This is a genomic window from Pedobacter sp. 22226, assembly GCF_052045455.1.
In the GTDB taxonomy this organism is placed as follows: Bacteria; Bacteroidota; Bacteroidia; order Sphingobacteriales; family Sphingobacteriaceae; genus Pedobacter; species Pedobacter jeongneungensis.
Map to the genome: position 1 here is coordinate 202,929 of NZ_JBQEPB010000006.1, position 13,497 is coordinate 216,425.

Here is a 13,497-nt window from a genome sequence, read left to right on the forward strand (position 1 = left end):
AAAAACACTATGCCAAACATTCAAACCAACAAATTATTTTGGGCAAGCTGCATGGCCCTGCTTGTCACCTCGCTTTCTTTCGGGATCAGGGCGGGCATGATGGGCCAGCTTGCCAACGAGTTTCAGCTTAATGCCACACAATTGGGTACTATTACCGCTACGGCTTTCTGGGGGTTCCCGCTGGCCATTATCATTGGCGGTTTCATTGTAGATGCTGTGGGTATGAAACGCCTGCTGGTTGCCGCTTTTGTATTTCACCTGGCAGGCATAGCTTTAACCATTTTTGCACAGGGGTATTGGAGCCTGTTCCTTTCTACCTTGCTTATCGGCATTGCAAACGGAACAGTAGAGGCGGCCTGTAACCCTTTGATGGCCACTTTATTTCCCGAAAACAAAACCACAAAATTAAACCACTTTCATTTATGGTTCCCCGGTGGCATTGTAATCGGTACACTCGTAGTAACACTTTTTGTAAAAGTTAGTTTGAGCTGGCAATGGCAGGTAGCAGCCATGTTGATCCCTACACTGGTTTATGGTTTCCTTTTTTCCAAACTCGATTTCCCTAAAACCGAACGCGTTACCTCTGGTTACAGTACCTCCGATATGTACCGTGCGGTATTATCGCCGCTTTTTATTTTTATGTTCATCTGTATGTTTGGCACAGCCATTACCGAACTTTTTACCGGACAATGGATTGGCCTGTTATTGAAAAATGTAACCGACAATGCTTTGCTCTTGCTTACCCTTACCACGGGTATTATGGTTATCGGCCGTGCATTTGCCGAACCTGTAGTACATAAACTGGCTCCGCAGGGTGTTTTGCTGTTATCGGCCATATTTGCTGCCAGCGGATTATACATGTTGAGTACGCTTACAGGAAGTTCAATTTTCCTGGCCGCCATTGTATTTGGGATTGGTGTATGTTATTTCTGGCCTACTATGATCGGTTTTGTGGCCGAAAATATCCCGGGTTCAGGAGCATTAGGCCTCAATTTAATGGGTGGGGCAGGCATGTTCGCGGTATCCATTTATACCGTATTTATGGGCAGTTTTTACGATAAACTGATCGTGAAACACCTTCCGGCGGGTGCCGATCTCAAAGTGTATTCAAAAGCATCAGAAGGTTCACTACTGGCTCAGGACCTCAACGAGGCCAAAAACATGGCCGGACCTGAAATTTTGCAGACCACACTGGTAATCCCGTTGATACTGGTACTGGCTTTCACCGGATTATTGCTTTATATGCGCTCCAGAAAAATACGGGCAGCAAAATCTTTACATGCTATTTAAACAAGCTTCTATACCAATTTACGATAACCTTTAACCCATAAATGAAGAACCTATTCAGATCCTGTATCGCCCTTTCCAATATTGTATTGCTCTCTCTTAATGCCTTTGTTGCCCAAGCCCAGGAAAAAAATAATGATGGTGCCGGAAACCTCAGATATATTGATCCCCGTATTGGTAATGTGGGTCAGCTTTTGCAGCCTACCCGGCCAACCGTGCAATTGCCCAACCAGATGATCCGCATGTTTCCGCAACGTAGCGATTATATGGACGATCAGATTTCAAGCTTCCCCCTAAATATTGTTTCCCACCGTTTGGGCGAGGTATTTTCCATCAAACCATCTGTAAAAAAGATTGAGCTGGCAAACTGGAAAAATCAGCTTACCTACGATTATGACCTTGAAGTAACCCGGCCCTGGTATTACAGTACCTTTCTGCTTGATGATGAAGTAAACGTAGAATTTGTACCCGGAAAAAAGACCGGTTATTACCGTTTTGTATTTCCTGCAAATGCACAGAAATCGCTGTTGCTGGGCACGTACAACCCCGGTGAATCGGCTTATAAATTCATTTCCGATACCGAAATAACCGGCCTGGAAACCTATCATGGCAATGTTAAGGTATATTTATATGGTGTTTTTGATGCCGGTGCAAGTTTTGGTGTGGTTAAAGGCGGTCAGGTGGTAAATGAGCGTGCCATTGATGGTAAAAGTGTAAAAGCGTGGATCAGTTTTGACCAGAGCAAGGCAAAAAACATCAGTTTCAAATATGCCATTTCTTACATCAGTGCTGCTCAGGCTAAAAAGAACTATGATGCAGAATTTGCAGGACAGAGTTTCGAAAGTATTAAAACGCAGGGTGAAAATGCCTGGTCGAAAGTAATCAACCAGATCCAGACGGCCGGAGGGACAGAAGCCCAAAAACGTTCGTTTTATACCGCACTTTACCGTACCTACGAGCGCATGGTGGATATTACCGAAGATGGCCAGTATTTTAGTGGTTACGATAACAAAATCCACCAAACCAGCCGTCCTTTCTTTGTTGATGACTGGGCATGGGATACCTATCTGGCACATCATCCGCTCCGCGTAATCTTAAACCCCGCACAGGAAGAAGATATGCTTAATTCTTATGTAAACATGTACAGCCAAAGCGGCTGGATGCCAACATTTCCGGTACTTTTTGGCGATCACGTGTGCATGAACGGTTTTCATTCTACTGTAAGTTTTCTGGATGCCCATCGCAAAGGACTGAAAAATTTCGACATGGCCGAGGCTTATAAAGGCATGTATAAAAATGCAACCGAAGCCACCATGTTACCCTGGAAAAATGGCCCTAAAACCGAACTGGAAGAAGTATATTACCAGAAAGGTTATTTTCCTGCTTTACATCCTGGCGAAAAGGAAACTGTTGCAGAAGTGCATAATTTTGAAAAACGCCAGGCGGTAGCCATTACCCTCGGACATAGTTACGACGATTGGGCTTTGGGCGAGCTGGCCAACGATTTAGGCAAAACAGCCGATTATAAAAAATTCAATGCCCGCGGACAGAACTACCGAAATTTATGGGATCCTAAAAAGCAATTATTTATGCCGAAGGATAACAAAGGTAACTGGATTAATATAGACCCTAAATTTGATGGCGGAATGGGCGGTCGTGATTATTACGACGAAAACAACGGCTGGACCTACGTTTGGCAGGTACAGCATGATGTGAAAGGTTTGATTGGTTTATTCGGCGGAAGCAAAAACTTCGAAGATAAGCTCGATCAGCTTTTCAGGGAACCACTTGACAGGAGTAAATATGAATTTAATGCTAAATTTCCTGATGCTACCGGTCTCGTAGGTCAATATTCGATGGGTAACGAACCAAGCTTCCATATTCCATATTTGTATAATTTTACTGCTTCACCATGGAAAACACAAAGAAGGGTACGCTTTTTATTGGATACCTGGTTTAAAGACAATGTTTTTGGTATTCCCGGCGACGAAGATGGTGGCGGTATGACGGCCTTTGCTGTATTTTCTTCTATGGGTTTTTATCCGCTAACTCCAGGTATTCCAACCTATACGATTGGAAGTCCTGTTTTTGAAAAAGTGAGCATAGCCTTACCCAATGGAAAAACCTTCCGTGTAATTGCCAGTAACAGTTCGGTAGTAAACAAATACATACAAAGTGCCAAATTGAACGGAAAAGAATTAAATACACCATGGTTTACCCATGAGCAACTGGTTGGCGGTGCTACTTTAGAACTCGAAATGGGGCCAATACCGAATAAAAATTGGGGACATGGAACTATAAGCCCAGGCAAATAATGAAAAGGAATACGATATTATTAATCATGTTATGCTTTGCTTGTACGGCAAATGCACAGCTTAAACATAGCGCTACCAGTGCGTTTAAAAGTTATAAAGGTTTGGTAATGGCCGGTTACCAGGGCTGGTTTAATGCGCTGGGAGATGGTGGCGGACGTGGGTGGAACCATTATGCCGGAGCCAAAGGTTTTGCCCCCGGCAGTATTAAAATCGATGTATGGCCAGATGTTTCTGAATATAAGAAGACCTATAAAACCGCTTTTCAGCATGAAGACGGAAGTCCGGCCTACCTTTTCAGTTCTTACGACGAATCGACCGTTCAGCTGCATTTTAAATGGATGGAGCAGTACGGTATTGATGGGGTATTTGTACAGCGTTTTGTCTCCAACCTTAAAAATGTGAAGAGTTTGGCGCACAATAACAAAGTACTTCGTTCTGCGCTCGATGCGGCCGGAAAACACAAACGTGCTATATCGCTGATGTACGATTTTTCGGGCATGCAGGAGGGCGACGAAGAGCTGGTGATCAATGATTTTAAACACCTGGTAGACAGTTTAAGGCTCACCACCCGTGGCAATAAACAAAGTTATTTATACCATAAACAAAAACCATTGGTTGCCCTTTGGGGGATCGGGTTTAACGATAAAAGGCGTTATACGCTAAAAACCATCACCAAAATTATGGATTTCCTTCAGCACGATCCCGTTTATGGCGGTTGTTCTTTATTACTCGGCGTACCTACACAGTGGCGCGAGTTAAAAGGCGATGCCATTGCAGATCCCGGACTGCTCGAAGTATGCAAAAAAGCAGACATTATCCAGCCCTGGTTTGTGGGGCGTTTTAAAGAAGAAAACATCCCGGTAATGATGGAACGGATCAAGGCAGATATGGCCTGGTGCAAAGCCAATCGGCTGGATTTTGTTCCGGTAATTTATCCGGGCTTTAGCTGGCATAACATGAAACCCAGCTCTCCATTTGATCAGATCCCGAGAAACAGGGGGCAATTTTTCTGGAAACAGCTTTCGAGTGCGATCAATAGCGGTGTAGAAATGATTTATGTAGCCATGTTTGATGAGGTAGATGAAGGAACTGCCATTTTTAAGGCTTCCAAAAATCCACCGGTTGGAGAGAACCGTTTTGTGAAATTCGAAGAAGGCATACCAAACGATTATTACCTCTATCTGGCTGGTTTTGCATCGAAAATGCTCAAAAAAGAAATTCCATTCCAAAATAATATTCCATTACCCAAATAAGAACACTTACAGCCGGGGCTTACTGTGTGAAGAACCATTAAAAGGACAAATTATAATGCTTAAAAAACGACTAAACCTTTCTTTATCAATATTATTCAGCCTGTTTCCCTTCTTTTCGCTATTTGCCCAAAAAAGTATAAACGAACACTTTGATAGCGTACAAAAGCTCGAAGCTACCGGGCGTGGAACAGTCAAAATAGAACAGGGTGTTTTAAAAACGAAAGCTATTGATGTTGCTTTTGGAGATTTGGAAGCCAGCGATTACGAAGTCAGTTTTAAAGCCAGAACGCCAGAAAGTGAAAAACAGGTGCAGATATGGGCCGGTTTCAGGGCTTCATCACGAAACGATAAATACATCATTGGTTTGAGGGGTGGTATCCAGAACGATTTATACCTGGCCAGATTGGGTTACATGGGAACCGACGATCATTTGGCGCTGCGCCACCTTGATTTTAAGCTTGTTCCCGGAAAGTGGTATAATTTCCGCATCCAGGTGGTAGGCAACAGGATCAGGGTTTTTCTGGAGGATAAAATCCTTCCGCTTATTGATGTGAAAGATCCATATTCAAAGTTTTCGCCAAAAGGAAAAGTAATCCTTGGCGGAAGCTGGCTGGCAAACGAATTTGATGATTTATCGATCAAACCATTAGCGGCTGATGCTTTTAAAGATGATAAAGTGCTGGAATATGCTACTCCCTTGGTAAATAAAGTACAAAAAAGAGTGCAGGAGCGCGCTGCTTACAAACCGGTAAAGGTAGGTACACTGCCAAACGGCAGGACCAGTCTCTCGCTCACCGGAAAATGGTTATTTGTACCCGGATATGAAATCAGCGATCCCCAAAAGGCCATTTCACCCGAAAGTAGCGATGAAAACTGGCATGTAATGACCGTTCCACAGTTCTGGAATCCGAACCGGGAGTGGTTGCATGGCGAAAAGTACAATACTGCAAGCAAAGGTGTTGCCGATAACCATTACCAGAAAGAAATTGAACGCTGCGAAGCCTATACTTTTGATTATAAAAAAACAGATGTAGGTTATTATCGCCAATGGCTCGAACTCCCGGCCGAAGTTGCAGGCAAAAACCTCGAAATTAATTTCGATGCGGTATCAAAAGTAGGAGAAGTTTTTATCAATGGCAAAAAAGCCAGTGAGCCACACATCGGCATGTTCGGTGCTTTTAAAGTTGATGGAACTGGCTTGTTGAAACCAGGCCGCAATCTGATTGTGGTTAAAGTTTCGAGAGATTTTGTAAAGGACATTAAAGATGCCGATAAAGTAACCGATGTGGCCGTAACCGTGCCCATTACCAATAAAATGATTAAAGATTTGGCCCATGGTTTCTATAACGATGATCCTGCGGGCATCTGGCAACCCGTATCGCTGGTGATTTCCGATCCATTAAAGATTACTGATGTATTTATTAAACCGAATTTAACCGGTGCAGATATCGAGCTTACTGTAAAAAACACTACTGCTAAAAACAGTGCATTCAATCTGGCTACATCAATAGTTGATAATCAAGATCTACGCGCATTATTCGCTGGTGAAGCTTTAAAAGATCAACATTTGAATGCTGGTGAAGAAAAGGTTTTCAAATACAGCATCAGTGGGTTAAAACCTAAATTATGGTCGCCGGCCAAACCCAATCTTTATAATTTTAGCTTCATCTTGAGTAAAGGCAAACAGGAAACTGATCGTTTAACGATAGAATCGGGCTTCAGGACGTTCACCGCAAAAGGCGATTATTTCTACCTGAACGATAAGCCCTACTGGCTGCGCGGAGGAAACCATACGCCAATGTCGCTGGCACCAAACGATACTTTATTGGCCAATGCATTTTCTAAACTGATGCACGATGGCAATATTGCCGTTACCCGCACCCATACTGCACCTTATAGCGAAGTTTGGATGAATGCTTCCGATCATCAGGGTGTAGGGGTGAGTTACGAAGGTGGCTGGCCATGGCTGATGATCAACAGCAGTATGCCAGATACTAAACTAATCGACTTTTGGAAGAACGAGTTTTTCGACCTGATTAAAAAATACCGCAACCATCCTTCACTTTTATTCTGGACGGTAAATAACGAGATGAAATTTTATGATAACGATCCTGATATGGAAAGGGCGAAACTAAAAATGAAGATCATTTCGGATGTGGTGAAAAAAATGAGGGAAATCGACCCCACCAGGCCCATCAGTTTTGATTCCAATTATATCCGCAAGGAGAAAAAATTTGGAAAGGACTTTTATACTACCATTGATGATGGCGATATCGACGATCAGCATTGGTACCTCAACTGGTATCATGGCTCCATCTTTTCCGAATTTAATGGTGAATGGCAGCAGCGTTTCAAAAACCCGGGCAGACCGTTGATTAGTCAGGAGTTTTCTACAGGTTACCCTTCCGAAACCGGGCACCCGACGCGTTTTTATACTTATGTACATCAAAATCCTTCCTCATTGGTGGGGAACTATGCTTACGAATATGCCGATCCGAAATATTTTTTAGAAGCACAGTCATTTATCACCCGAGAATCGGCTGAGGCAGTAAGGCGTACCAATGATAAAGCTGCGGGTATTTTGCATTTTGCGGCATTAACCTGGTTCAGCAATATTGAAGATGCCAAACTGATTAAACCAGAGCACACTTATTACCAGATGAAAAAAGCTTTGCAACCCGTTTTGGTATCTGCAGAATTATGGGGAAGGCATTTTTATGCCGGGGCAACCTTGCCTGTCCGTTTTTATGTGGTGAATGATAGTGAAGACGGAAAAGCCATTTCGCAAAGTACGATCCAATGGACTATCGAAGATAAAAATGGAAAAGTATTAAAAGAAGGCAAAGAAACGATGCCTCCTGTTGATTATTATGGACGCAAATGGATTGCACCAAAAATCAACCTTCCTGAAAACCTTTCTTTGACAAAAACGGATGCTAAACTGGTGGTCAAACTTATCGAAAACGGGAAAATAATCTCTGCAAATGATTACGAAATAACCATTGCCGATAAAAATTATATTAAAGCTGTTGGAGTTAGCGATTCTAAGGTTGTTTTGCTTGATAAAAGCGGTAAAATTGCTCAGCTCGCTGCAAATTCAGGTTTAAAAGTGACTATTGCTGCTGATGTTGATGCCGCAATAAAACAAAAACCAAATGTATTGATATTAAGCGGATTGGATTCGGTAAATACCTCAACTACAACAGCTTATGCTGTCCAAAACTTTGTAAAAAATGGCGGTAAACTATTAATGTTAAACAGTGGAAGTCTGGCTTCAGTGATATTTCCCGAACAGATTAGAAGTATATTAAAAGAACAGGGTGAAATCGTTTCGATGGAAATCCCGGAATCAACTGTTTTTAAAGGAATTGAACCAATGGAATTGCGCTATTTCAACAATAACGAAAGGCAGAACCCAACGGTAAGTTCGGGTGCCTACCACATTAACCGAGGCACAGGTGTTGAAGCCCTCGCCGCATTTACCAAGGTGCATGGTTATCTCGAAGGAAATATAGACCAGCGTACCAAAACTTTAGATGCCATCAGGGGATTTCCGGTTGTAAAGGTAACCGATAAAGGAACCGCAATACTTTCTGAAATGTTGCTTACTAAAGGAAATACCGACCCGATTGCCGCAAAGCTTTTTGTAAATATGGTGGAGGAGTTGATTAAGGTGAAAGACTAAAGCTAAAAGACCAAAGTGAAAAGACGCAAGCAAAAAAATCGTCATTGCGAGGAGGTAAGACGAAGCAATCTTTCCTGCAAAAAAGATTGCTTCCCACATTCCGTCATCTCGACCGAAGTGCAACGTAGCGGAGAGATCTGTCTCGATAGATCTCTCCATTCCGCTTTGCTTCAGTCGAGATGACGAATCAATAGAAATGACGTGCCTGCATAAAACAAAACAATAAATCTTATCTTACCACCAATACCAATAAATTAAAAATCTCCCTAACCAGCATAACATGTTACTGACTAAAATCAGCCTCCTTAGCACCACACTGCTCTTTTGCTCTCTGATTGGCAATGCTCAAAAAGTAAAACCCAATACCATGAAACTCTGGTACGATAAGCCGGCCAGCAACTGGAATGAGGCTTTACCCCTGGGCAACGGAAGACTTGCGGCGATGGTTTATGGTAATCCTGATAAAGAAGAAATCCAGCTGAACGAAGAAACGATATGGTCTGGCGGACCCGGCAATAATGTGTTGCCAGATGTATATGACAATATTAGCGACATGCGTAAATTACTGGCCGATCAAAAATACAATGATGCCCAGCAGCTGGCAAACAATACTTTTAAAAGGGCCAGTGGCGAAGGTTACAACCATGGGATGCAATACCAGCTTGCCGGAAGTCTTTTTATCCATTCCGGAAATACAGCACCTGTTAGTCAATATTACCGCGATCTCGATATCAGCAATGCCATTGCTACTGTAACTTATACCAAAGACGGTGTAAGCTATAAACGCGAAACCTTTACCTCACTTAAAGATCAGGTGCTGATCATCAGGATTACCGCAAATAAACCTAAAAGCATCAGTTTTAGCCTGGGCATGAACAGTCCGATGCCAAATTACAAAGTCATTACCGAAAATAATACGCTTAAATTAAGCGGGATCACGGGCGATCTGGAAGGAAAAAAAGGTTCAGTTAAATACACCACCCTTGTTAAAACCAAAACCGAAGGCGGTACCTTAAAAACAGAAAAAGACAGTTTAACGATTAAAAATGCTGATGCCGCAACCATCTTCGTTTCAATCGCGACCAACTTTAAGAATTATAAAACCTTAGATGTTAATGAAAACGAAAAAGCTTTAAACTTTCTTTCATTGGCGATGGGCAAAAGTTACCAGGCCTTAAAAGCAGATCACATCCAGGCTTACAAAAAATATTTCGACCGCGTTAAACTCGATCTTGGTTTTACTGATGAAGCAAAACTCCCAACCGATGAACGCATCAAAAAGTTTAAATCAGGTGATGATCCGGCCCTGGTTTCACTTTACTTCCAGTTTGGCCGTTACCTGTTGATTTGTAGTTCACAGCCCGGAAATCAGCCTGCAACCTTACAGGGCAAGTGGAATTCGAAAATCGCTCCGCCGTGGGACAGCAAATACACCGTAAACATCAACACGGAAATGAATTACTGGCCGGCCGAAGTAACCAATCTTTCCGAAATGCACCAGCCTTTGTTCAGCATGCTTAAAGATCTTTTCATAACAGGGAAGGAGAGTGCATCGAAAATGTACCATGCCCGTGGCTGGAATATGCACCACAATACTGATTTATGGCGCATTACCGGACCAACGGACGGCGGTTATTATGGCATGTGGCCCATGGGTGGTGCCTGGCTAACACAGCATATCTGGCAACATTACCTGTACACAGGTGATAAAAAGTTTTTGAAGGAAATGTACCCGGTGTTAAAGGAGCTGACTATGTTTTACAAAGATGTACTGCAGGAAGAGCCTGTACATAAATGGCTGATTGTATCTCCGTCTATGTCGCCCGAAAACGAATACCAGAAAGGTGTGGCACTTGCTGCGGGCACTACCATGGATAATCAGTTGGTTTTTGATGTATTCAGTAACGTGATAAAAGCTTCTTCTGCTTTGAAACAGGATGTTTCTTTTGCCGACAGCTTAAAAACGTTAAGGGCTAAACTTCCGCCGATGCAGATCGGACGTTTTGGTCAGTTGCAGGAATGGTTACAGGATTTCGACAGGCCTGGAGATAAACACCGCCACGCTTCGCACCTTTATGGTTTATATCCTTCTAACCAGGTTTCGGCTTATCATAACCCCGAGCTTTTTGATGCCGCTAAAACTGTGCTATTGAACAGGGGCGATAAATCGACGGGATGGAGTATGGGCTGGAAGGTAAATTTCTGGGCCCGTTTGCTGGATGGTAACCACGCCTATAAATTAATTACCGATCAGCTTAGTCCGGCACCGGTTGCCGAAAGCGGACAGGATGGAGGCACTTACCCGAATCTTTTTGATGCGCATCCACCTTTCCAGATCGATGGTAACTTTGGCTGTACCTCAGGCGTGGCCGAAATGCTGCTCCAATCGCAGGATGGGTTTATTTATGTTTTACCTGCCCTGCCTGATGCCTGGAAAAACGGAAGTGTTAGCGGATTGGTATCTCGGGGTGGTTTCAGCTTTGATATTACCTGGAAAGAAGGCAAAATCACTAAGTTGACCGTTCATTCAGCGCTTGGCGGAAATTGTAGATTACGCCTGCCCAACACCTTAAGGTATGTAAAAGGGGCAACGCCGGCATTGGCAAAAGGAAAAAATCCTAACCCTTTATTTGAAGTAGAGGAACAGCAAAAACCGATTATAGCAGCAAGCGCGAAACTTAATCCTGTAGCTTTAAAAGCAACGGTTTTGTATGATGTTAAAACGGAAGCAGGAAAAACGTATTATTTTGAGTAATAAATAAGAGGCAATTTATTTTTTTTAAATCTGCGGGAAAAAAATCTGTGTTTATCTGTGCATCCGTGGCAAAAAAAAAGCTGGAGTCGTTATTAGTAGTAAAGCCACTCGCGCCGTCATTTCGAGCGGAGCGCAGCGAAGTCGAGAACCACAAAGTGCTCAGCGGAGCTAAATCTATTGAGATGGATCTCTTCCCGTTTGAACGGCCGGGCAGGCGAAGCAAATAACAATTGTCTTAGCGAGACGCTAAGACCAGTAAAGTCGTAGTTAGTAGTAAAGCCCCTCGTGCCGTCATTTCGAGCGGAGCGCAGCGAAGCCGAGAAATCTATTGAAATGGATATCTTTCCGTCTGCACCCCTGGGTACGCATTGCGAAAACAAAAGTATTAGCGAAACGCTAAGACCAGTAAAAATCCAATTATGCCTCACAGCTCATCCTTGCCTCGGCTCGCCGCCGCCGAAGGGCTCCTTCTTTTTGGCGTCAAAAAGAACCAAAAAACGCCGGCTGAAAATTTTTCTTTTAAAGCCAGTGGGGCGGCTGGTGCAGTGCCTGCCAAAAAATTTATTAGGCCGGATTTAAGCAGAACGGAGATACGATGCCAAGGCCTAGCTGGAGTCGTTATTAGTAGTAAAGCCCCTCGTGCCGTCATTTCGAGCGGAGCGCAGCGAAGCCGAGAAATCTATTGAAATGGGTCTCTTCCCGTCTGCACGCCCGGGAACGCATAGCGAAAACAAAAGTCTTAGCAAGATGCTAAGACCAGTAAAAGTTAAGCCAATACCCTTGGATAGATATAATTTAACCACAGATAAAAAGGACGCACACAAATAAAAATCCGTGTTTATCTGTGTGCATCCGTGGTTAAAAAACCTTTACTTAATGCGCAGGCAATTAAAATCCCTAAGCCTATTTTTTTTCCTATTGGTTTTTCAAATAAAATCCGTTTTTAATCATTTTTTAAGGCTTTATTAATCGAACAGGGATATTTTGGCCATTGCTAACCAGATCAACCCGTTAATTTTTATCAGGATTTGTTTCGTTGGCCACACGCTTACAGATCTAAATCTCCATGACGAAAAAAATATCGATTAAAGACATTGCCCAAAGGCTAAACCTCTCTACCACCACTGTTTCGTTTGTAATTAACGGAAAGGCGAAAGAAAAATTTATCAGCAAAGAAGTAACCGCTAAAATCCTCGATCTGGTAGCCGAAGTTGGCTTTCGTCCGAATTCATTTGCCAAAGGATTGAGGACGGGAAAATCGAATACCATCGGTTTTTTGGTCGATCATATTTCAGATCCGTTTTTTTCGGGCATTGCTAATTTTCTGGAAGAAATAGCCGCACAACACGGTTATAAAATCCTGTTCAGCAGTACCGGAAAAGAAAAAAATAAATTTACCGAACTGGTTGATGCTTTTACCGAAAGGCGTGTTGATGGATACATTGTGGCCACGGCTGTGGGCATGGAAGAGGAAGTTAAAAAACTGGTCGATTCTGAAGTTCCCGTAGTGCTTTTCGATCGTTACCTGCCCGGAATCCCGGCCGATTATGTGCTGGTGGATAATTTTTCGAGTACTTACAAAGCTACTCAACACCTTTTTGAAAATGGCTACCGCAATTGCGCTTTTATTACTACCGATACAGGAGAACAACAAATGACCGATCGTTTGGAAGGCTACCGCGATGCGGTTTCTGATCATGGAAAGGCAGAAACAATCCTGAAAATTAAATATGAAGGCAACGGGAGTACAGTAAATATCATTACCAGTTTTCTTCATGCAAACCGCCAGATCGATGCCGTAATATTTGCCGCCAATTACCTCACCATGGAAGGTCTTCGCGCCCTGAAATCGCCAAATAGAAAATTTAGGGACGACCTCGCATTGGTATCATTCGATGATTTTGAGCTGCTTGAGTTTATTTCTCCCGCAATTACGGCAATTCGGCAGCCCATGGAAAAAATTGCTCAGCACATTATGAAACTGCTTCTGGCAAAATTCGCACAAAAGAACGATGAAGGTATGTTTTCTACCATCAATATTCCCTGTGTACTAAATATAAGGGAATCCAGTGCGGTTAAAGTGCAGATGGAGCGACCGTCATTTCGAGCGGAGTCGAGAAATCTATCCAGATAGTTCTCTCCCTGCCTGAAGCAGGCGGGCATTCCATTGCATTCTAGTCGAGATGACACTTTTTTATAAAC

6 protein-coding genes are annotated in these 13,497 nt (G+C 43.0%); all 6 read left to right on the top strand.

The window, feature by feature from the left end; genetic code table 11:
• The first annotated feature begins 9 nt into the window (after positions 1-9).
• On the top strand, positions 10-1,290 hold the full coding sequence (locus tag ACTJKC_RS15550) for an MFS transporter (protein WP_440793286.1): 1,281 nt from the start codon (positions 10-12) through the stop codon (positions 1,288-1,290).
• Between the two features lie 41 nt (positions 1,291-1,331).
• Positions 1,332-3,602, top strand: coding sequence for a GH92 family glycosyl hydrolase (locus tag ACTJKC_RS15555; RefSeq protein ID WP_440793288.1), 2,271 nt, complete (start codon positions 1,332-1,334; stop codon positions 3,600-3,602).
• The gene (locus tag ACTJKC_RS15560; RefSeq protein WP_440793290.1) at positions 3,602-4,855 is read left to right on the top strand and encodes a glycoside hydrolase family 71/99-like protein; all 1,254 of its coding nucleotides are present in this window, start codon (positions 3,602-3,604) and stop codon (positions 4,853-4,855) included. The genes ACTJKC_RS15555 and ACTJKC_RS15560 overlap by 1 nt, the downstream gene beginning before the upstream one ends.
• A 55-nt stretch (positions 4,856-4,910) precedes the next feature.
• Positions 4,911-8,540 (top strand): glycoside hydrolase family 2 protein, encoded by a 3,630-nt coding sequence (locus ACTJKC_RS15565; protein WP_440793292.1) that lies wholly within the window; start codon positions 4,911-4,913, stop codon positions 8,538-8,540.
• A gap of 280 nt (positions 8,541-8,820) precedes the next feature.
• Complete coding sequence (locus ACTJKC_RS15570) at positions 8,821-11,295, top strand: glycoside hydrolase family 95 protein (RefSeq protein WP_440793294.1); 2,475 nt, start codon at positions 8,821-8,823, stop codon at positions 11,293-11,295.
• Between the two features lie 1,066 nt (positions 11,296-12,361).
• Entirely contained in the window at positions 12,362-13,429 is a 1,068-nt protein-coding gene (locus ACTJKC_RS15575) for a LacI family DNA-binding transcriptional regulator (protein ID WP_440793296.1), read from the top strand.
• The last annotated feature ends 68 nt before the right edge of the window (positions 13,430-13,497 follow it).

Bases quoted from the DNA above. Each gene is read 5' to 3' on its own strand.
- ACTJKC_RS15550 (WP_440793286.1), top strand. From the start codon at position 10: ATGCCAAACATTCAAACCAACAAATTATTTTGGGCAAGCTGCATGGCC.
- ACTJKC_RS15575 (WP_440793296.1), top strand. From the start codon at position 12,362: ATGACGAAAAAAATATCGATTAAAGACATTGCCCAAAGGCTAAACCTC.
- ACTJKC_RS15570 (WP_440793294.1), top strand. From the start codon at position 8,821: ATGTTACTGACTAAAATCAGCCTCCTTAGCACCACACTGCTCTTTTGC.
- ACTJKC_RS15560 (WP_440793290.1), top strand. From the start codon at position 3,602: ATGAAAAGGAATACGATATTATTAATCATGTTATGCTTTGCTTGTACG.
- ACTJKC_RS15565 (WP_440793292.1), top strand. From the start codon at position 4,911: ATGCTTAAAAAACGACTAAACCTTTCTTTATCAATATTATTCAGCCTG.
- ACTJKC_RS15555 (WP_440793288.1), top strand. From the start codon at position 1,332: ATGAAGAACCTATTCAGATCCTGTATCGCCCTTTCCAATATTGTATTG.